Source organism: Enterobacter sp. UPMP2052, assembly GCF_053709675.1.
On sequence record NZ_JBSKJR010000001.1, the window covers coordinates 918,239 to 939,537 of the forward strand.

At 53.2% G+C, this 21,299-nt stretch carries 19 protein-coding genes and 1 pseudogene; 7 read left to right on the top strand and 13 right to left on the bottom strand.

Annotated elements, in window-relative coordinates; translation table 11 throughout:
* Positions 1–148: 148 nt before the first annotated feature.
* From ACWKX3_RS04210 to crrC, 6 genes and pseudogenes are all read right to left on the bottom strand, one after another.
* On the bottom strand, positions 149–2,083 hold the full coding sequence (locus ACWKX3_RS04210; protein ID WP_088208372.1) for an exoribonuclease II: 1,935 nt from the start codon (positions 2,081–2,083) through the stop codon (positions 149–151).
* Positions 2,084–2,171: 88 nt separating this feature from the next.
* Positions 2,172–3,158 carry a CMD domain-containing protein gene (locus ACWKX3_RS04215; protein WP_454541322.1) on the bottom strand — a complete coding sequence of 329 codons (987 nt, stop codon included), beginning with the start codon at positions 3,156–3,158 and terminating at the stop codon, positions 2,172–2,174.
* Between the two features lie 153 nt (positions 3,159–3,311).
* Positions 3,312–4,100 carry an enoyl-ACP reductase FabI gene (gene fabI, locus ACWKX3_RS04220; protein ID WP_042319917.1) on the bottom strand — a complete coding sequence of 263 codons (789 nt, stop codon included), beginning with the start codon at positions 4,098–4,100 and terminating at the stop codon, positions 3,312–3,314.
* A 259-nt stretch (positions 4,101–4,359) separates the two neighbouring features.
* A complete protein-coding gene (locus tag ACWKX3_RS04225) occupies positions 4,360–7,455 on the bottom strand; it encodes a multidrug efflux RND transporter permease subunit (protein WP_454541323.1) in 3,096 nt (1,031 codons plus the stop codon).
* 4 nt (positions 7,456–7,459) lie between these two features.
* Positions 7,460–7,579: pseudogene (locus ACWKX3_RS04230) on the bottom strand (ABC transporter six-transmembrane domain-containing protein); the annotation flags it as partial.
* A gap of 230 nt (positions 7,580–7,809) precedes the next feature.
* A complete protein-coding gene (gene crrC, locus ACWKX3_RS04235) occupies positions 7,810–8,202 on the bottom strand; it encodes a colistin resistant protein CrrC (protein ID WP_454541324.1) in 393 nt (130 codons plus the stop codon).
* A 265-nt stretch (positions 8,203–8,467) separates the two neighbouring features.
* Between crrC and ACWKX3_RS04240 the strand changes: the two genes are divergently transcribed.
* Complete coding sequence (locus tag ACWKX3_RS04240) at positions 8,468–9,172, top strand: response regulator (protein WP_454541325.1); 705 nt, start codon at positions 8,468–8,470, stop codon at positions 9,170–9,172.
* Positions 9,169–10,233 carry an ATP-binding protein gene (locus ACWKX3_RS04245; protein ID WP_454541326.1) on the top strand — a complete coding sequence of 355 codons (1,065 nt, stop codon included), beginning with the start codon at positions 9,169–9,171 and terminating at the stop codon, positions 10,231–10,233. The genes ACWKX3_RS04240 and ACWKX3_RS04245 overlap by 4 nt, the downstream gene beginning before the upstream one ends.
* A 14-nt stretch (positions 10,234–10,247) precedes the next feature.
* Here ACWKX3_RS04245 and ACWKX3_RS04250 read toward each other — a convergent pair whose 3' ends face one another.
* The 7 genes from ACWKX3_RS04250 to pspF form a co-directional block, all read right to left on the bottom strand.
* On the bottom strand, positions 10,248–11,162 hold the full coding sequence (locus ACWKX3_RS04250) for an ATP-grasp fold amidoligase family protein (RefSeq protein WP_454541327.1): 915 nt from the start codon (positions 11,160–11,162) through the stop codon (positions 10,248–10,250).
* Between the two features lie 179 nt (positions 11,163–11,341).
* The gene (gene sapF, locus ACWKX3_RS04255) at positions 11,342–12,148 is read right to left on the bottom strand and encodes a peptide ABC transporter ATP-binding protein SapF (RefSeq protein WP_454541328.1); all 807 of its coding nucleotides are present in this window, start codon (positions 12,146–12,148) and stop codon (positions 11,342–11,344) included.
* A gap of 1 nt (position 12,149) precedes the next feature.
* Positions 12,150–13,142, bottom strand: coding sequence for a putrescine export ABC transporter ATP-binding protein SapD (gene sapD / locus ACWKX3_RS04260; protein ID WP_454541329.1), 993 nt, complete (start codon positions 13,140–13,142; stop codon positions 12,150–12,152).
* Positions 13,142–14,032: a putrescine export ABC transporter permease SapC gene (sapC, locus tag ACWKX3_RS04265; protein WP_137273287.1), complete on the bottom strand. Its 891-nt coding sequence runs from the start codon at positions 14,030–14,032 to the stop codon at positions 13,142–13,144. The genes sapD and sapC overlap by 1 nt, the downstream gene beginning before the upstream one ends.
* Positions 14,019–14,984, bottom strand: a complete 966-nt coding sequence (gene sapB, locus ACWKX3_RS04270) for a putrescine export ABC transporter permease SapB (RefSeq protein WP_058608683.1) — start codon at positions 14,982–14,984, stop codon at positions 14,019–14,021. Before sapB ends, sapC begins: the two co-directional genes overlap by 14 nt.
* Positions 14,981–16,621, bottom strand: a complete 1,641-nt coding sequence (gene sapA / locus ACWKX3_RS04275; protein WP_454541330.1) for an ABC transporter substrate-binding protein SapA — start codon at positions 16,619–16,621, stop codon at positions 14,981–14,983. The genes sapB and sapA overlap by 4 nt, the downstream gene beginning before the upstream one ends.
* A gap of 88 nt (positions 16,622–16,709) precedes the next feature.
* Positions 16,710–17,687: a phage shock protein operon transcriptional activator gene (gene pspF, locus ACWKX3_RS04280; protein ID WP_088208380.1), complete on the bottom strand. Its 978-nt coding sequence runs from the start codon at positions 17,685–17,687 to the stop codon at positions 16,710–16,712.
* A 166-nt stretch (positions 17,688–17,853) separates the two neighbouring features.
* Between pspF and pspA the strand changes: the two genes are divergently transcribed.
* The 5 genes from pspA to ACWKX3_RS04305 all read left to right on the top strand — a co-directional run bounded on the left by pspA (position 17,854) and on the right by ACWKX3_RS04305 (position 21,288).
* Positions 17,854–18,522 carry a phage shock protein PspA gene (gene pspA, locus ACWKX3_RS04285; protein WP_337278221.1) on the top strand — a complete coding sequence of 223 codons (669 nt, stop codon included), beginning with the start codon at positions 17,854–17,856 and terminating at the stop codon, positions 18,520–18,522.
* Positions 18,523–18,575: 53 nt separating this feature from the next.
* Positions 18,576–18,800, top strand: coding sequence for an envelope stress response membrane protein PspB (pspB, locus tag ACWKX3_RS04290; protein WP_006175623.1), 225 nt, complete (start codon positions 18,576–18,578; stop codon positions 18,798–18,800).
* Positions 18,800–19,159: an envelope stress response membrane protein PspC gene (gene pspC, locus ACWKX3_RS04295; protein WP_006175609.1), complete on the top strand. Its 360-nt coding sequence runs from the start codon at positions 18,800–18,802 to the stop codon at positions 19,157–19,159. The genes pspB and pspC overlap by 1 nt, the downstream gene beginning before the upstream one ends.
* A 12-nt stretch (positions 19,160–19,171) precedes the next feature.
* Complete coding sequence (pspD, locus tag ACWKX3_RS04300) at positions 19,172–19,393, top strand: phage shock protein PspD (RefSeq protein ID WP_058608687.1); 222 nt, start codon at positions 19,172–19,174, stop codon at positions 19,391–19,393.
* Between the two features lie 197 nt (positions 19,394–19,590).
* Positions 19,591–21,288 carry a sugar phosphorylase gene (locus tag ACWKX3_RS04305; protein ID WP_454541331.1) on the top strand — a complete coding sequence of 566 codons (1,698 nt, stop codon included), beginning with the start codon at positions 19,591–19,593 and terminating at the stop codon, positions 21,286–21,288.
* Positions 21,289–21,299: the final 11 nt, after the last annotated feature.

Below are 21,299 nucleotides of genomic sequence, written 5' to 3' on the forward strand. Positions count from 1 at the left end.
TCGGTGCTCTTTTACTGTAGATAATTCTTGCGAGTTTTGGCGGATGGGCAGGGAAATAGTCAGAAAAAAAGATGATTTTGCGACGTGCGACGGGCGAAAAAAATGCCGGCCTTCCCGAAAAGGAAACGGCCGACATTTTAACGGCTTATCAGGCGACAGGGCGCGCGATAACGCTGCGGGTTTCCATACGGACTTCCGCGATGTTTACATCGATCACATCCGTAACTTTGTAAACCGTTTCCCCTTTGATCTGCACGGTGCCATTTTCCTGACTGCAAACCAGTTCGTCACGCACCGCATGCAGGAACGGCGCAGGAATGAAGGCGACGGCTCCGTTATCCACCAGACGCACGCGCATACCACCGCGGCTGATATCAATGATCTCCGCCGGGAAGCGGGTATCGGTGCCAGCCTTGTCATTCAGGAAACGGGCATACAGCCAGTCACCAACGTCGCGTTCTGCCATACGGTTCAGGCGGCGGCGCTCGGCCATCTGCAGCGTGGTTTCATCCTGAGGACGCGCGATGGATTCCCCTTTGATGATGGCCTTCAGCAGACGGTGGTTCACCATATCGCCGTACTTACGGATTGGGGAGGTCCAGGTCGCGTAGGCCTCAAGGCCCAGCCCGAAGTGCGGACCCGGTTCGGTGCTGATTTCAGCAAACGACTGGAAGCGGCGAATGCGGCTGTCAAGGAAGCCAGACGGCTGGGCATCGAGTTCGCGGCGCAGTTTGCAGAAGCCCGGCAGGGTCAGGACTTCTTCAGGATCGACATGCACGTCATGTGTCTTCAGCAGCGCCGCCAGCGCGTCGGTATTCGCCGGATCAAAACCGGTATGCACGTTATAAATACCAAAGCCTAATTTATCGCGCAGGATGCGGGCGGCACAGATGTTGGCCGAAATCATCGCCTCTTCAACGATGCGGTTCGCAATACGGCGCGGCTCTGCCACGATATCCAGCACTTCGCCTTTCTCGCCGAGTACAAAGCGATAATCCGGACGGTCTTTGAACACCAGCGCATGGGTTTTACGCCATTCGCTGCGGTTCAGGCAGACGCGGTGCAGCAGGCGGATTTGCGTGGCGATGGCCTCGCTGTCTGGCGTCCAGCTGCCGGTGTTGTCCAGCCAGTCGGAGACGTTGTCGTAGGCGAGTTTGGCTTTCGATTCGATGGTCGCGGAGAAGAATTCAATATCGTCTTCAATGGTACCGTCCGCAGCAATCGTCATGCGGCAGGCAAGCACCGGGCGGACTTCATGCGGGCGCAGCGAACAGAGGTCATCTGAGAGCTCGCGCGGCAGCATAGGGATATTAAAGCCCGGCAGGTAGTTGGTGAATGAGCGCACTTTCGCCATTTCGTCCAGCTTGCTGCCTTCGACAATCCACGCGGTCGGGTCGGCAATGGCGACGGTCAGATGCAGTTTGCCGTCTGCCGCTTCTTCCGCAAACAGGGCATCGTCCATATCTTCGGTGCTGGCGCTGTCGATGGTGACAAAATCCAGGGCCGTCAGATCGCGACGCGTCAGACCTTCATCCTGCATGTCGGTCGCCACGCCGTCTGGTGCTTCTTTTTCAAGATTATGGCGCGCCAGCGTCACCCACCACGGCACGAAATGATCGTCGCCGTAGGTGATGAATTGGGTCAGCTCCGCGTAAAAACCGCGATCGCCTTTCAGAGGATGACGGCGCATTTCAGCCACGGCCCAGTCACCTTCTTTAAAATCATGCTCAACGCCACGCTCGGCACGGCACGGGATGGCATCTTTGAGCAGAGGGTGATCCGGCACGATGGAAAGACGATCGTCTTTCTTGTGTACCTTGCCAACGAAACGCGTCAGGAACGGTTCGATGAGTGCTTCCGGCTCGGCGGACTCCCGTTCCTTTTCAGTATGAATGACGGCTGAAATGCGGTCGCCATGCATCACTTTCTTCATCTGCGGAGGCGGAATGAAGTAGCTTTTCTGACCGTCAACTTCAAGGAAGCCAAAGCCCTTTTCCGTGGCTTTTACGACCCCTTCTGCACGCGGCGTCTGGGAATGCAGTTGCTGTTTAAGCTGCGCTAGCAGCGGGTTGTCCTGAAACATAATGTTCTATTTTCGTAGCCATTGAGCGGCTGACAGTTTTACGCGAATCTCACTGCTACAGCAAGCGGTCTTTGGGTAATGAGTAAGGTTATTCCTCCTGACCGAGCGCGATGCGAAGGCGGTCTAGCCAGCCATAAAACGCGCTGCTTATCAGCAGGTTCAGCGTTACGCTATGAGGCAACCCGCTCTCTCCCAACGCGGTTAAATGCGCGGCGCTAAAGCGATCCGGCGAGCTGTGCAGCAGCGCTACCGCCGTGGTGAGCGCCGGGAAATCCGGCTCGGCCTGGTCAGGAAGCGTGGTCAGGATATCGCCCAACCTGTCGAGCAGTGCAGGCTCGTGGCAAAGCACCGGAACCAGCGGTCCGAGCGCCGTTTCCGCTTGCCAGCGCGCAAGCGAGCGGCGTTGTTCGGCACTGGCATAACGCAACTCGACAGCGGGTAACAGGGAGACCCATACCTGGATGCGCGCGGGCACCGTATGGGGCGGGATATGATGCCCGGGCAACCACCGCACGGGATGGCCAAGCGCCGCCTGAAACACCGCCACGGTACGCGCCTGAAAACCGATAAAGCCGATTATCTGGTTGATTAACACGATGTCATGCACCGTCAGGCCCACTTCATCGAGCTGCAGCAGGGCCTTATCGTCGATAACGTCGGGAGAACTGGCAAGCTGGCGGGCGTACTGGGTGATTTGGGCGAGGCGTCGGTTACTTTCGCGGGAAGAGTCCGGGCCGGGAAGCGGTGCGAGCAGGGCGGCGTAGTGGTTACAGAGGCGCTGCACGCCACAGGCTTGCGCGACCGTCAGCGCCGTGCTCAACCGGTCATAGGCGCTAAGGGTGCGCAACCGGTTGACCGGCGTATCCAGCGGGAACAGCTGGTGACATAAGGCTCTGGCCGGGGCCAACCAGCCCTGAGCGGCGAGCGCAATCGCGTCAGGGAGCGCTAAATCAAGCAAAAAACGGTCGTCGACGTTAGCGGCTTCGGGCACCAGAGGCAGCACATCCGACTGCGAATGATTGGACTGGGTTTCGTGATACCAGTGGCCTTTGCCGGAAAAACGGCGCTGTTCCATGGGCGTTCCTTGATCTCAAAAGGGCGATCAATATCCTGGCGTAAGGTGGATGAGGGGAAAAATATTGTTAGGTGATAACAAATAGCAGAACGGAATAACGACGGGCAGGGCGGGAGGGAGAACTCTCTTCCCTGACGGGAAGAGAGTGACAGCTTATTTAATTTCCAGCTCGTTCATTGCCGCGATGTTGAAACCGCCGTCAACGTGAACCACTTCGCCGGAGATACCCGCAGAGAGGTCAGAGCACAGGAATGCTGCAGAGTTACCCACATCTTCAATGGTAACGGTACGACGAATTGGCGTAACCGCTTCGCAATGTGCCAGCATTTTACGGAAATCTTTGATGCCGGAAGCGGCCAGGGTGCGGATTGGGCCAGCGGAGATACCGTTGACGCGCACGCCTTCAGGACCCATTGCGTTCGCCATATAGCGCACGTTGGCTTCCAGAGAGGCTTTAGCCAGACCCATCACGTTGTAGTTAGGGATAGCGCGCTCTGCGCCCAGGTAGGACAGAGTCAGCAGGGCAGAGCCTGGGTTCAGCATGGTACGACAGGCTTTCGCCATCGCCACGAAGCTGTAGGAGCTGATGTCGTGCGCGATTTTGAAACCTTCACGGGTTACCGCGTTAACGTAGTCGCCGTCCAGCTGATCGCCAGGCGCGAAGCCGATGGAGTGAACGAAACCGTCAAACTTCTCCCACGTTTTTGCCAGTTCAGCAAACATGCCATCAATGCTTTCGTCTTGTGCAACGTCGCATTCCAGAACAATGCTGGAACCCAGCTGCGCGGCAAACTCTTCAACGCGGCCTTTCAGCTTGTCGTTCTGGTAGGTGAACGCCAGCTCAGCGCCTTCGCGATGCATAGCCTGTGCGATGCCGTATGCGATGGACAGTTTGCTGGCTACGCCAGTAACCAGAATGCGCTTACCGGAAAGAAAACCCATAGCTTTAATCCTTATATTCATTGCTTATTTTGCCTTGTAATTCATAGCGTTACAGGCAGTATTTCAAAATCATTCGAAATTAGCTCGAAATTATAGCCCACTCACAGCCCCATGTGTCACGATATTTCTCGCCGATCTCCAAAGACGAATGCCCCAGAAGGTGAGGCGTGGGTTCAAAATTTCAGCATTCGTCCAGTATATCACCCGGCAGCAGCTTCGCCTCATCCAACCAGCGCGGATGCGCGGTCCCTCACGATAGTTACCCTTTCCTCGCGCTTTCTATGAAACGCGCGATGACAATAAAGAACACCGGGACGAAGAAGATCGCGAGAAGCGTACCGCTAATCATGCCGCCAAATACGCCGGTGCCGATGGCGTGTTGTGTGCTGTTACTTGCGCCACTGGCCAGCATTAAGGGAACCACCCCCAACGTAAAGGCTAACGATGTCATCAGAATTGGGCGCAGGCGCTGGCTTGCGGCCTGTATCGTTGCCGCCAGGAGGGGGAGCCCTTGACGGTGCAACTGCCGTGCAAACTCCACAATCAATATGGCGTTCTTGGCGGACAGGCCTATCAGGGTAATAAGACCGACTTTAAAGAAAACATCATTTGTCATGCCGGCAACGGACACAGCCACGACTGCTCCGATAAGTCCCAATGGAACCACCAGCATGACTGCGAAGGGTATTGACCAGCTCTCATACAAGGCGGCGAGCACCATAAACACGACCAGTATCGACAGGACGATCAGACCCGGGAGCTGCGACTGAGATTTTATCTCCTGCAATGAACTCCCGGCCCATTCTCCAGCCATGCCCTGAGGTAAATCCCGGGACAAATTCTCCATGACTTTCATTGCGGTACCGCTGGATTCACCTGTAGCTGCACTGCCGGTAATGCGGATAGCAGAATATCCTTGATAACGCGTTAATTGCTGTGGTGCGACGTTCCAGGAAATCGTCGCAAATGTTGACACTGGCACCATCTGACCCTGGCGGTTTTTAACCGATAATGTCAGGATCTGCTCAGGTTGCATTCGATAAGGCGCATCGGCCTGAATAATCACCTGCTGAACACGTCCGTTGTTCGTATAGTCATTAACGTAGTTTGAACCCATGGTGACGGAGAGCGTCTGGTTGATTTCATCAAATGAGACGCCGAGTGCTTCCGCTTTTTCCCGGTCAATGTTAAGCGCAAGGTTAGTTCCTTCCGGGAGGCCGTCGATATACACGTCACTCAGTTCAGGGCGCTGATTCGCTTTCAGCACCAGTGCATCGGCCGCTTTCTTCAAAGCCTCGTAGCCCAGACCCGCTCTGTCCTGCAGATACCAGGTGAAGCCCGAAGAGGTGCCCATATCCGATATGGCAGGCGGGAGCAGGCTCATCGTAACGGCATCTGAGACGTCTTCCATGCTGGCCTGCATATGGTCGGCTTCATCCTGTGCTGTAGAACCCTGCCTTTCTTTCCAGTCCTTCAGCGTGGTGAACGCCATGGCCGAATTCGGCCCTGATCCAGAGAACCCAAACCCCAGGATCATAATGTTGCTTTCAATATCTGGTCGGGTCGCAATTTCCTGTTCAAACGTTTTTACCACTTTCAGGGTGCGCTGCATCGTGGCATCAGAGGGAAGTTGGATAGAAGACATAAAATAGCCCTGATCTTCGTCAGGCAGAAAGGATGAGGGCAATGAAGACAATCCAAAAAACAACGCAGCACAAAGTGCAATATACAGGAGCAGCATTCGGCCAGTTCGTCTCAGAACCGCACCCAGCCCAGATTCGTACCACGTTGTAAGGGAATGAAAACGGGCGTTAAACCTTACCGCGAACCTGCCACCGCCTTGCTTTTGCGCGCTGTGGGGCTTAAGTAACGTCGAACAAAGCGCGGGGGTAAGCGTGAGTGCAAGAAATGCCGACAACAATATGGACACCGCCATGGAAATACAAAATTGCCGATAAATAATTCCGACGGATCCTTCAGCAAAACCCATAGGTATAAAGACGGCGGTTAGTACCAGCGTGATCCCTATAATTGCCGGGGTAATTTCATGCATGGCCTCCCGGGTAGCGTCGCGCGGGGAAAGCTTTTTTTCTTCCATCAGCCGTTCAACGTTCTCCACGACCACAATGGCGTCATCCACGATAATCCCTATCGCCAGCACCATGCCGAACATGGTCAGAATATTGATCGAGTATCCACTGAATAGCATCACCGTAAAGGTGCCCAGCAGCGCGACGGGGGCAACAATCGCAGGGATAAGCGTACAACGTATTTTGTGCAAAAACAGCAGCATAACGAGGAAGACAAGGACCATCGCTTCCACAAATGTTTGCACTACCTTCATGATGGACAGCTTTACAAAAGGTGCGGTATCGAAGGGAACCGTAAACGCCATTCCTTCCGGCAACACCTGAGAAAGTTCGTCGATACGTGCACGAACGCCTGACGCCGTGCTCATCGCATTGGCGCCTGGCGACAACTGGATTGCCGCAGCCGTTGCAGGCACCCCATTTTCGCGGATACCGAAAGCGTAACTTTGCAGGCCAGACTCAATCCGCGCAACGTCGGACAGTTTCAGCCTTGCGCCAGACGCATCTGATTTTAGGGTAATGTTTCTGAAAGCCTCTACAGAAGTGAGTTGCCCTTTCACAGTGATGGGATAGGTTACGCCTTGTCCTGCAGATGCCGGTTCGTCTCCCGTTTTACCCGGCGAAACAAGGGCATTTTGCTGGCCTACAGCGGTAAGGACATCGCTCACCGAAAGCCCGTAGCTGTGCAGTTGCATTGGGTCCAGCCAGATGCGCAGCGCTTTTTCGCCACCAAACAGCTGAACTTTTCCTACACCCGGAACACGGCGCAGCTCGTCACTGACATTGCGGGAGAAATAATCACTTAAATCCGCTTCCTCAAATTTCCCGGTTGTGGATTTCAACCCCACCATCATTAAAAATCCGGAATTGGCTGCCTCGACATTGATACCATTTTGCCTGACCGCCTGCGGTAAACGTGGCTCAACAATTTTGATCTGGTTCTGAAGATCCATCTGCGCCAGCTTAATGTCTGTGCCGGGCTTGAAAGTCACGGTAATAGATGCAGAACCAGTTGTGTCGCTGGATGATTCGAAATAGAGCAAATTATCTACGCCCGATATTTCACGCTCAATGAGCGACACCACAGACGTATTCATGATATCGGGGCTGGCCCCCGGGTAAGTGACAGAAATAATGATCCCAGGCGGTGCCACCGCCGGATACTGCGCAACCGGCAACCGAGGTATAGACAGGACACCCGTCAGGACGATAAAAAGCGCCACTACCCAGGCGAATACGGGGCGTTCAATAAAAAAATGAGGCATTAAATTAACGTCCAGCTACGTGAATTTCGTCATCGGTTGATACACGTTTACCGATATCCCTGAGCTGCGAAAATTTCTCAAGAAGCTGCGGTGCGTCATCGAGATTTGTCGCGAACATCCACATACAGAGAACCATCAGTCCATATAGTGCGGCGTTAAGCGTCTTACACGCGAGAATGGCAGTATCTGGGAAACGACACTTGTTATTAAGGTTAATCATTGTAGGTAACTGGTATCAGGCTATTTAAGTGAGTGTATTTTGAGCAATATGCATTGACAGAGAGTCTACAACTCGCCTGTTTAGCGGAAATGGCAGTTTTATGGAGAGAGTGTGGAGCGCAACAACGTTGTTGTTCAAATCATCCTCATAATGAGGTACAACGGTGAACCGCAAAAGAAGATAATTAAGTAGCACTCGTAGTAAAACACCAGATCGTTGAAATCAGGTGCGGCGTTCAATAGCACATTGAACGTAAAAATGAGATAAATAAAAATCACCATTAGCCAGAAGGCGATGACAAGTAATTCAGTGAATGCGCCTGCTCTATTTTGTATTATCAAAGAGACAGCTGACAAAACGATGCAGCCATAGATAATGGGAGAAGAGGGTAGCGTCGCGGCGACTTTTTCATCCATTTTATGCATTAACACCAGCCAGGTAAAAAGTAATCCCCACGACAGCAGCAGGAACAGAGTATATATCCCAATTTTCTTAGTAGAGAAACATTTCGAAAATTCTATGTTCATTGTCTCAGCCAGATTCAGAAAGCCTTATTACGGCAGGGTTAATATGCATCATTCGGGGACAAATGGGGGTGCCCGAATAGCTATTCTGGCCAGGTATTGTCGAGTCTTTATTGACGGAATATGTACGCTGTGTGGAGGCGTAGCCGGACATTTAAATTAGTGCTGGAAATTTTCATGACCACGGCACTTTTTCCCGGAGGCTGTGTCTTATTGTGCTAAAGATATCTGATAGCGTGCTCAAAGGGATTTCACCCGCGGAGATAAAATGAACAAAAATACTCTAATCCTTGTTGTTGAAGATGAAGACGAAATTGCTGAAATACTGATGAGTTACTTAGAGCGTTCAGGGATGAAAATGTTGAGGGCCCGACAGGGCGAGCAGGCGATAGCGCTCAATCGCCTTCATAAACCGGATCTTATCTTGCTGGACATTCATCTACCCGTATGCGACGGCTGGAGCGTCCTCACAACGCTTCGTCAGGAAAGCTCCGTGCCCGTTATTATGGTTTCTGCCCTTGATCAGGATGTAGATAAACTCATGGGGCTGAGGCTTGGCGCGGATGATTATGTTATCAAGCCTTTTAACCCTTCTGAAGTCGTCGCGCGGGTTGAAGCGGTGCTGCGCAGAACCAAACCCACTATTCAGCAGGCGGGTGCCGCGCCTCTCAGGACGTCTTTTTTGACGGTTTATCCGGATGATTTCTACGTTGAGGTCACCGTGGGTCCTGAGGTGGTCTCCCCTGTGTTAACAACGACGGAATTTAAGCTTCTTACTTACCTGGTCAGGTATCCACGAAAGGTCTGCTCCCGCGAAGAGCTGCTCAACGCCTGTCTGCCGGAAGGCGATACCCTCGACAGAACAGTAGATAGCCATATGAGCAAGCTGCGTAAAAAACTTGAGCTCGCAGGTCTTTATGGCGTTCCTGAGAGCATCAGGGGCATGGGTTACCGGCTTGGGGAGAAAAAATGAACAGAGAGTCTGTCCTGAGTCGTCAGATCTTAACGTATATGTTATTGCTGACGTTTACGATAATTGCCATTTCCATACTGGGCTCCTGGTTTTTTTACTCCTTTATTCTGGATCACCTCCCCGGCGGCGCTGCTGCGGGGGAAGACGAGCAGATGACCCTGTGGGACTGGGTGTGGATTGGGACCGCTACAATAATCAGTCTGGCATTTGCGATTTTTTTAACGATCAAACTCTCCGAGCGAATACTCACCCCGCTAAACGCGGTCGCGTCCAGCCTGAAAAAAATTTCGCAGGGCCAACTGGACGCCCGGGCTTATTGTGCCAGTTCAAGTCTGGGCGAGGTTAATCATCTGGTCTCGGATTTCAATGAAATGGCGGAGAAACTGCAGACGCTGGATATACAGCGGAAATCCTGGAATGCCGCCATTGCCCATGAACTCAGAACGCCGGTCACGATTTTACGCGGGCGACTTCAGGGGCTGGTAGACGGCGTTTTTAAACCGGAACCGGTACTTTTTAATAATCTTCTCAGGCAGACCGAAGGGTTAACCCGCCTGATTGAAGATCTTCGGGTTGTCAGTTCCGATGGCGGGGCGGGTTACACGTTGTCCAAATCCAGAACGGATCTCAAAAGTATAATACAGGACGCGCTTGATACGTTTATGCCCGAGTTTAAACGTAATCAATTTACCTTACAGATAGCGTTGAGGGAGCAGCGTTGTCTGTTCGATCCGATAAGGATCAACCAGTGTCTGGCCGTTCTGTTTGACAACGCAATACATTATTCATCCTCGCGGACACTCATCGTGAAAAACGGCGTGTCTGATAAAGGCAATTATATTCTTATTCAGGATGACGGACCGGGTATCCCTGTGGAGTTCCATGATTTTTTATTTCAACCTTTTCAGCGAGATAATGGCGCAAGAGCGCTGAATCCTGAAGGATGTGGCTTAGGCTTATCGGTGGTAAAAGCCATCATGCTGGCCCATGGTGGGGATGTAACTTATACCTTATCAAAGCAAAACCACTCCATATTTAAACTGACCTGGCCCGATTCCTGAGTGCAGGCGGGAGGTTAGTTTCGCCTGCCCGCCAGTAGCGGCAAATGCCATATAGCACCTAGTTTCTTATCCCATTCCAGGGGGGTAATTTTCAGTTTGCCACGCTTCGGACTCAAGGTTATTTCACTAAAGTAAATTTCATCTTTTTTTAGCATGAGGTCAATGCGGCAGTAGTCAATGCCATCAGCCAGCTCCTGAGCGGCAAGCAATGCCTGTCGGAACATTCCCGGTTCGCCTGGCTCAACCGGCGTATTAGGATATTCCATCTGGAAAGGTTGTAAATTCCAGTGTCGGTCGTAGACATTGATAAAATCTCTGCCGCTATCATCCGTAAAATCAGCTTCAACATAGTGTGCAACGCCGTGAAAACAGTGAATACGTAACATTTCCGGTGTAGTGTTCCTGTCCGCTTCATGGAAAAGATCGATATAGGGTTCGCAAAGAATAAGGGGATTGATGTTTTTGTACTGCCATTCTCGCGTGGTGTAATACAAATTTTTCTTTAACGCGAGGTTCAGTTTCTTTCCCGCTTGCCTGTAGTTAAATCGCTCTCTGTTGTCACATATTATTGTGCTACCACTGTCATGATTGCATTTAAGAATAAATTTATTGGGCAGTTTAGAGAAATCAATATGAGAAAATTTGCTGTATACCCCGATTAATGGCACCGTCTTTACCCGTTGTGTTCTCGCGGCTACGTATTCCCGAACGGCGAGTTTATCGGCAAGCAGTGTGTAGAAATTATTATGGTCATAAACCAGTCGATGGCATATTTTTTCACTCAGCGTAGTAGGTGATTTAATATCAGGTTTTTTTCCTGATGTTTTTCTGAGCCTCACGGTATGAAAATGCAGATCTGTCATTAAAAAAGAACGGCTTTTTCTGATTAAATACTCGATGTATTTTAAAAAATAAGTAGTGCGGTTCATTTCTTCTCCTTAGCAAAGACCTGTTATTCTGGAGAAGAATTGTTGATTTAAATTGGTTTATATATGGAGCAGGGATGGAGACGCGGCTAAAAGGATTAAATAGCCAAAACCGACTATTTAATCCTTATCTTGCAGAACAATACTATTTAACCTGACACCTGGAATACGGCTCCGCGTCCTTAACGGTCTTTTCTCCACGCATCTGCCGTCAGTGCTTCACCAAAATGTCCGGCGATCAGCCGTTTTGTCAGGTCATGCAGCGGGGAGGCCAGAACATCTGCCGTACTGCCACGCTCGACAACCTCGCCCTGGTGCATCACCAGCACCTGATCGCTGATATGCTTCATCATCCCGAGATGCTGGGTGACGTAGATATAAGAGATACCCTGTTTTTCCTGCAATTCCAGCATCAGGTTAATTAACTGCGAACGCATCGACATATCCAGCGAGGCCAGCGCCTCATCGGCAATGATCACTTTTGGGCGCAGAATCAAGGCGCGCGCAAGCCCGAGACGCTGTTTCTGGCCGGGCGCCAGCATGTGTGGGTAATAGCTTACGTGGTCGGGCAGCAGCCCCACCAGCCGCAAGGTTTCAACAATGCGTTTGCGCCGCGCTTCAGGTTCCAGATCGGTATTCAGGCGCAGCGGGAAATCCAGAATCTGCGAGATCCGCTGGCGCGGGTTGAGCGAGGTTGACGGGTCCTGGAATATCATGCGGATCCGCTGACTGCGAAAAGAGTAGTCGCCAAACGCCAGAGGGTGATCGTCAATCAGCACTTCACCGCCGGTCGGCTCAATCATCCCGGCGAGCATTTTCGCCAGCGTCGATTTCCCCGAACCGTTCTCACCGATGATCGCCAGCGTCTGTTTTTCTCGCAGCGTAAAACTCAACGGCTTAACCGCCTCCACCGTCTGGCGGTGGAACAGCCCTGTCCGGTAGCGAAAGATCTTACTCAGGTTGCGAACTTCCAGCAAGGTTTCGACCATTTCACTCTCTCTCCATGTTCAGCGGGAAATGACAGGCGTAAAGGTGGTTTTTGGCGCCGGTGAGCCTTGGCGTTTCAATACATTTGCGCTGAGCATAGGGACAACGCGGCCCCAGACGGCAACCTATCGGTAGGGATTCCAGTAAAGGAATGGCGCCGGGCAGCGTGTTAAGGCGGCTTTTGTGCGGCATGGCGCTGCCAAAATCCGGTATCGCGCGGATCAGCGCCTGGGTATACGGATGGTGCGGAGTCGTGATCAAGTCTTCGCTGAAGGCGGTTTCCACCGTCTGCCCGCAGTACATCACGTCGATTTTATCCGCCCACTTGCTGAGCATCTGCAGGTCGTGGCTGATCAGCAAAATTGTGGTGTTGTTGTTCTGGTTAAGCCGGGTCAGCAGACGGAAAATTTGCGCCTGCGTGGTTGGCTCCATCGCGTTGGTCGGTTCATCAGCAATCAACAGACGCGGCTGATTTGCCAGGGCGATAGCAATCATCACCTTCTGACACTCGCCGTCGGTCAGTTCGTAAGGGAAACTGCGCATTGCATCTTTATGATCTTTTATCCCGACGCGGTGCAGCAGCTCAATGGCACGGCGCTTGCGCCAGCCAACCCGTTGCCACCACCGGCCTTTGTAGGTCCAGCCAGGGATATTTTGCATCAGTTGTTTGCCCACGCGCTCGGAAGGATCGAGACAGGATTGCGGCTCCTGAAAAATCATCGAAACGTTATGGCCCACCAGCTTGCGTCGCTCGCGAGGGGAGAGGCGTTGCAGATCGATATCGTCGAAGCGCATACGGTCAGCGGTGACGCGCCAGTTGTCCTTCGCCACGCCGCAAATGGCTTTTGCGATCAGGCTCTTGCCGGACCCCGATTCGCCCACCAGCCCGCGGACCTCGCCTTCACTCATGGTGATGCTGACCCGATCAACGGCTTTAACCCAGCCTTCGCTGGTCTTGAATTCGATGGTGAGGTTGCGGATATCAAGTAAAGGCATTATTCCACCCCCGCAATGATCGCCCGGCGGATCCCGTCGCCCAACAGGTTGACGAGCAGAACGCTTATCATAATGGCCGCCCCCGGCAGCATGACCGTCCAGGGCGCAACGTAAATCAGCTCCAGCGCATCGCCGAGCATCGCTCCCCATTCCGGAGAGGGTAACTGCGCGCCGAGGTCGAGAAAGCCCAGCGCTGCGATGTCCAGAATCGCCATCGACAGCGCGCGCGTGATCTCAGTGACCAGGCCCGACGCGATGTTAGGCAGCACGGCGAACCACAAAATGTTGAGCGTCGTCGCGCCGTCGAGACGCGCGGCAACGACATACTCTTTCTCCAGCTCGTCATGCACCAGGCTGTAAACCGAACGCACCATGCGCGGCAGAATAGCCAGCCAGACGGCAAACATGGCATGCGTGAGATGCGGGCCGGCAAAAGCCACGACGATAATCGCCAGCAGCAACGACGGAATGGAGAGCAGGGTGTCAAGAATATGGTTCAGCACCGCGGATCGCAGTCCGCGTGTGGAACCGGCAAAAATGCCCAGCGCCAGACCGCAGATCGTCGCCGCAAGCGTCACCACAAATGCGCCGCCTACCGTTGGAGCCGCGCCGCTTAACAGGCGGCTTAATACGTCGCGCCCGAGATCGTCAGTGCCAAGGAAGAACGAGACTTCACCGTACCGTGACCACGATGGCGGCAGCAGCTGATAGCCGAGGAACTGCTGATCGATACCATAAGGCGCAAACCACGAGCCTAATACGCACACCAATACCAGACCTGCACAACCGTACAGGCCGATCATTGCCGTGGTGTCACCATAGAATTTACGCCACACGGTACGTAGCGCACCGGGCGTGCGCTTTTCACTGTATACGCTATCGTAAGGCATACCATTCCTTATGCTTCAGCGGGTTGGCCATGGCACCCAAAATATCGGAAAGAACGTTAACAATAATCACCAGCGAGCCAATCACCATCACGCCTGCGGAGATCGCCGCATAGTCCTGCTGACGGATGGCGTTAATCATCCAGCGCCCAAGGCCCGGCCAGCTAAAGACCATCTCGGTGATCATCGCCAGCGTCAGCATGGTTGAGAATTGCAGCCCCAGACGCGGGATAACCGGCGGCAGGGCGTTGTGCAGCACGTGACGGCGCAGGATCGTCAGACGAGAAAGCCCGCGCGTGGCGGCGGCTTTGACATAGTTTTGATCGAACACCTCAATGGTGCTGATGCGCATCAGGCGGATCACCTCGGTGGTCGGCGCAACGGCCAGCGTCAGGACCGGCAGCACCATATGACGCAGAGCGCTCATGATCATCTCGTGACGCCAGATCGAATCAGAAAGCCAGGCATCGACGATCGCAAATCCGCTCACCGTTTTGACCGTATAGAGCAGGTCAAAACGCCCGGAAACCGGCAGCCAGCCGAGCGTCAGGGAGAAGAACAGGGTGAGCAGCAGCGCGAGCCAAAAGACCGGGATAGAGAAGCCGAGCAGGGCGAGGGCGCTGATAAATTTGTCCTGCCATTTGTTGCGGTAGATCCCGGCCAGCATCCCCACCGGGATCCCAACCATCAGGGCGAAACCGAAGGCGAGGATGCACAGCTCCATCGTCGCCGGGAAGACCTCTTTCAGCTGTTCGGAAATCAGCTGTCCGTTGATGCTGGAAACACCAAAATCCCAGTGCAGCAGGCCGTTAAACCAGAACAGCCAGGCATCCCACAGCGATGACCCCTGAAGCGGCGCGTGCGGCGTGAAATAGCTCAGGCTGAAGCCCACAAAGGTCAGAAGAAAGAGCGTGACCAGCAGCAGAAGGAGCCGACGTAAGGTAAAGATAATCATGGTTTTTTCACCTCCTGCTCTTGTTCGCGCGACACGCCGGCGAACGAGGCGTTACCAAACGGACTCAACACCAGCCCTTTAATATCATACCGGTAGGCCTGCAGGCGCAGGGAAGAGGCGAGCGGCAGCACGGGCAGTTCACGAGCCAGAATATTTTGTGCCTCGTCATACGCATCGATGCGCGACGCCAGCTGCTGTGAAGAGAGCGCTTTTTGCAGCACCGCATCAAATTCACGGTTACACCAGTGGGCGTAGTTGGTTTGTGAATTGATCGCCGCACAGCTGAGCAGCGGCCGGAAGAAGCTGTCAGGATCGTTACTGTCGGTCGCCCAGCCCGTCAGGGTTAAATCATGGTTCATGTCCATCAGGCGCGCCTCCTGGAAACGACCCTCAACCGGAACGATGATCACTTTGACACCCACCTGCGCCATGTCGGCCTGTAGCAGCTCCGCAGTTTTCAGCGGGCTTGGGTTCCATGCCTGAGAGCTGGTGGGCACCCACAGCTGCAGCGTCAGGTTTTCCGCCCCGAGCGCTTTAAGCTGTTCACGTGCTTTTGCCGGGTTGTATTCGGTCACTTTAGCTTCGCCATCGTAGGCCCATGAGGCACGCGGCAAAATGGACGCGGCGGTTTCTGCCGTGCCGTAATAGATCGACTGCATCAGGCGCTGATTATTAATGGCCAGCGCCAGGGCGTGACGGATGGCCGGGTTATTTAGCGGCGGCTTGTCAGTATTAAATGCCAGATAGGCGATATTCATGCCGGGGCGAAGGGTCAGGCGCAGACGCGGATCGTCGCGCAAAATCGTCAGCTGGCTGGCCGCTGGCCACGCGAGCACGTCACACTCACCGGTCAGCAGTTTAGACAGTCGACCCGTGCCGCCAGACCCCAGATCGACCACCACCTGCGGCATCATCGGCTTACCACGCCAGAAGTGTTCGTGGCGCTGCAGGCGGATGTACTGGCCTGAGCGGTACTCCGCCATCTGAAACGGTCCGGTACCCACGGGCTGACGGTCAAGCAGTTCCTGACGGTCGCGTTTGGTCAGCTGGTCTGCATATTCTGCTGACATCACCGAGGCATAATGGGTGGCGAGGTGCCACAGGAACGAGGCGTCCGGGCGCGTCAGCTTAAACTCAACCGTCCGGTTATCCAGCTTACGTACGCTTTTAACGGTATCGGCAAACTGCAGGCTGTCAAAATAGGGGAAATTGCCCCCGTTGACGTTATGCCACGGATGATGACGGTTAAAGATGCGCTGGAAAGTGAAGACGACATCATCGGCATTCAGCTTACGTGTGGGCGTAAACCACGGCGTATGCTGGAAAGCGACATCGTCGCGCAGGCGGAAGCGGTAGGTTGCACCGTTGTCCAGCACTTCCCAGCTTTCGGCCAGCTCAGGCACCAGCCGGTAGGTATAGGGGTCAACGTCGAGCAGACGATCGTACAGCTGCGCGGCAAGCGTATCGACAATCAGCCCGCTGCCCGCTTTTTGCGGGTTAAACGTATCAACTTGCCCGCTTACGCAGTAGACAAAGCCGCTGTCGCGAATATCAGGGAGTGGCGCGCGCTCGGGTGCAGCAAAAGCCAGATTGCTGAACAGACCGAGTGCAAACAGGGACGTTAAAACCAGACGCATAATTTTTGAGGTTTTTAGGTTCGATCTGCAAAGTGTACCGCACTTACACCTGCTTCGTAAAAATGTCTCCGGGTAAGTGCTGATAATGTCAGCGCATTTGATGCTTTTTGAGCAATGCCCTTAATTGATGGTAGGTCAGACCCAGCAGTTCAGCCGCCCGTTTTTGATTATATTTCGCCTGCTTCAGGCTCTGTTCCAGAAGCTGTTGTTCCTGTTGGTGCTGAAACTGACGTAAATCGAGCGGCAGAGTCGGCGCATCTGATCGCGGAGCAGGTGACGCAACCGGCTTCGTCTCGCGCTGGAACGGATCGAGAATGATGTTATCCAGTTCGCTGTCGGCGCTGGCGTGGCGATAAACCGAACGTTCAACGACGTTTTTGAGTTCACGGATGTTCCCTGGCCAGTGATAGCCGAGCAGCGTTTCGGTAGCCTGTTCGCTAAAGCCGGGGAAGAGCGGTAAACCCAGTTCCCGACACATCTGAATGGCAAACTGATCCGCCAGCAGCATGATATCGCTCTGGCGCTCCCGCAGCGGGGGAAGCTGAACGACATCAAAGGCCAGCCTGTCGAGCAGGTCGGCGCGGAATTTATCTTCCTCTACCATCTTTGGCAGGTTGGCGTTCGTGGCGCAGACCAGGCGGACGTTCACCTGCAGGGGCTGGCTTCCCCCGACGCGCTCAAGCTCGCCGTATTCAATCACGCGTAGCAGCTTTTCCTGAACCAGCATCGGCGCGGTTGCCAGCTCGTCCAGGAACAGCGTGCCGCCGTCGGCGCGCTCAAAGCGGCCGGGGTGACGTTTTTGCGCGCCCGTAAAAGCGCCCGCCTCATGACCGAAGAGTTCGGTATCCAGCAGGTTTTCGTTAAGCGCGGCGCAGTTAAGCGATATGAACGGGCCATCCCAACGACCGGACAAAAAATGCAGGCGGTTGGCAATCAGCTCTTTACCTGTTCCGCGCTCGCCGATAATAAGCACGGGTTTATTGAGCGGCGCGAGCCGGGACACCTGCTCCAGCACTTCAAGAAAGCTGTTCGCTTCGCCAAGAAGATTATCTTTGTATTCCGTCATGATGAAATTAACCACTCATTAGCGATATTCACCAGGTGAGAGTAGGACGCACCGGCGCAAAAATCAACCTCTTCTATAAAAATCAATAAGATAAAAAGTTGGCACGAGGATTGTATTAGCTAAACAGCAGGGCATCGCCCGATAACAGAACTATGAGGATTGAATTATGGGTATTTTTTCTCGTTTTGCCGACATCGTGAACGCTAACATCAACTCTCTGCTGGAGAAAGCGGAAGACCCGCAAAAGCTGGTGCGTCTGATGATTCAGGAGATGGAAGACACGCTGGTTGAAGTGCGTTCCACCTCTGCTCGCGCGCTGGCTGAGAAAAAACAGCTTACGCGTCGTATCGAGCAGGCCACCGCTCAGATGAATGAATGGCAGGACAAAGCCGAGCTGGCGCTTCGCAAAGAGAAAGACGATCTGGCCCGCGCCGCGCTGATTGAAAAGCAGAAGCTGACCGATATGGTGGCGACGCTGGAGCATGAAGTGACGCTGGTGGATGACACGCTCTCCCGCATGAAAAAAGAGATCGGTGAGCTTGAGAACAAACTCAGCGAAACCCGTGCCCGTCAGCAGGCGCTGGCCCTGCGCCATCAGGCGGCAAGTTCTTCCCGCGACGTTCGCCGTCAGCTGGACAGCGGTAAGCTGGATGAGGCCATGGCGCGTTTCGAATCTTTTGAGCGTCGTATCGACCACATGGAAGCGGAAGCGGAAAGCCACAGCATCGGCAAGCAGAAAACGCTTGATCAGCAGTTCGCTGACCTGAAAGCGGATGATGAAATCAGCGAGCAGCTGGCCGCGCTGAAAGCCAAAATGAAGCAAGATAACCAATAATAATTGTGCGGCACCCGAGTGTGCCGCCACGCATCGTAAGACAAGGAGTACACATGAGCGCGCTTTTTCTGGCTATTCCACTGACCATTTTCGTGCTGTTCGTTTTGCCGATCTGGTTATGGCTGCATTACAGCAACCGTTCTTCGCGCGGCGAGCTGTCGCAAAGTGAACAGCAGCGGCTGGCGCAGTTGTCCGATCAGGCGAATAAGATGCGCGAGCGCATTCAGGCCCTGGAAGCCATCCTGGATGCGGAACATCCGAACTGGAGGGACCGTTAATGGCTGGACTGAACCTGAATAAAAAATTATGGCGTATCCCTCAGCAGGGCATGGTACGCGGCGTATGTGCCGGGCTGGCACATTATCTTGACGTCCCGGTGAAGCTGGTACGCGTGGTTACGGTGCTGTCGATTTTCTTCGGTCTGGCATTCATTACCCTGGTGGCTTACATCGTATTGTCATTTGTGCTCGACCCGATGCCTGACGGCGAACTGGATGCCGAAGGCGCGCCCACCAGCAGCGATCTTCTCAACGCGGTGGATACCGAGCTTGCGGCAGGTGAAAAACGACTGCGCGAAATGGAACGTTATGTCACGTCCGATACCTTTACGCTGAGAAGCCGTTTTCGTCAGCTTTAAGAGAGAGATAATATGAATCAACACTGGCAACAGGCCGGTCAGAAGGTAAAACCCGGCCTGAAAATCGCAGGTAAACTGGTCCTGCTGACGGCGTTACGCGTTGGCCCGGCAGGCGTCGCTGGCTGGGCAATCAAATCTGTTGCCCGTAAACCGGTCAGAATGCTGCTGGCAGTGGCGCTCGAGCCATTGCTGCAAAAACTGGCAAAGCGCGTTTCACGTCGCTTCTTTTCCTGATACCTCCTTCCTTCGCTAACCCGTTCTCCTGATTGAAAAGGGTTAGCGATACCCCTGATATCGTCCTTCCTTTTCCTCGATCTTTGCGGCAGCTCACAATAATGATTTGAGCTGCCTGGCGATCGTGTTTTTCTGGCGCCAGGTCCGTTGACAGATATTTTCCATGGGAGTAGATTGCGCTTCGTGGGACCGCTACCATGGAAATCAATGTGAACGATAAAATTAAGCAATTAATCGATTTTGTTTATGCCGAATCATTCTCTAATGCGCATTATGCGACGCTGCTGGAAAAAATCTCCAGCGCCAAAAATGTCATTACAGAAAAGCGTAAAGCCAGCTGGGATGAAAAGGATGTTGTGCTGATTACCTATGCCGATCAGTTTATGGCACCAGGTGAGGGGGCATTATCGGCTTTTACCCGTTTTTATAATAAATGGCTCTCTGACTCTTTTTCTCACGTCCATCTTTTACCTTTTTATCCGTGGTCATCTGACGACGGTTTTTCCGTTATTGATTATCATCAGGTCGCCCCTGAAACCGGGACGTGGCAGAATGTTGCCGAATTAAAACGCTCGGCCAGCCTGATGTTTGATTTCGTATGCAACCATATGTCGGCCAAAAGCCAGTGGTTCGCAAATTATCTGCAACAAAAGCCAGGGTTTGAAGATTTCTTTATTTCTGTTGATCCGAAAACCGATCTCTCTGCCGTGACTCGCCCACGCGCATTACCGCTACTGACGCCCTTTACCCTTCACGATGGCAGCGTCAGACACCTGTGGACGACGTTCAGCGATGATCAGATTGACCTGAATTTCGCCTCGCCGGAAGTATTAATCGCCATGGTGGAGGTTCTGCTTCACTACCTTGCCGAAGGAGCCAGCTATATTCGACTGGATGCCGTCGGGTTTATGTGGAAGACCCCCGGCACCAGCTGCATTCATCTCGAAAAAACGCACCGCCTGATCCAACTGTTCCGCGCCATCGCCGATGATGTCGCACCGGGGACGGTGATTATCACCGAGACGAACGTTCCGCATAAAGATAATATTTCTTACTTCGGTAACGGCGAAAATGAAGCGCAGATGGTCTACCAGTTTTCCTTGCCGCCGCTGGTGCTCCATGCCGTTCACCGTCAGGATGTGCGGGCGCTTTGCCAGTGGGCAGCGTCCCTGAATCTGCCGTCCACGCGTACCACGTGGTTTAACTTCCTGGCCTCCCACGATGGAATTGGTCTGAATCCGTTACGCGGCATTCTTCCTGAACCTGAAATCCTCTCTCTGGTCGAGAAACTTCAGCAGGAGGGGGCGCTGGTAAACTGGAAAAATAACCCTGACGGCACGCGAAGCCCTTATGAAATCAACGTCACTTATCTTGATGCATTAAGTGCAAAAGCGAGCAGCGATAGCGAACGTATTTCACGCTTTATTCTCGCCCATGCCGTACTGTTAAGTTTCCCGGGTGTGCCTGCCGTATATATTCAAAGTATTCTTGGTTCCCGAAATGATTATGAAGGCGTCGAGAAACTGGGTTACAACCGCGCAATAAATCGTAAGAAATATAGTGAAGGGCAGGTTGATAGTGAACTCAATGACGATAACAGCCTGCGCAATAAAATATATCAACGCCTCAGCGCATTAATTGCTATACGACGCGCCGAAAAAGCGTTCCACCCTGACAGCCAGGCTTATTTCACTCAGCCAACTGAGCAGGTTTTAAAAATAGTGCGCGTTGCGGAAAATGGCGAGCGCATTACGGGTTTATTTAATTTCAGTGATTGTATTCAACACCTGACCACCAATATTGAATCCGGTCAGGAACTGATTGCCGGTGTAATGATAAGCGGGACGGCTCTGACGCTTAATCCATGGCAGGTCATGTGGATTAAAGAACACTAAAAAGGACTCCT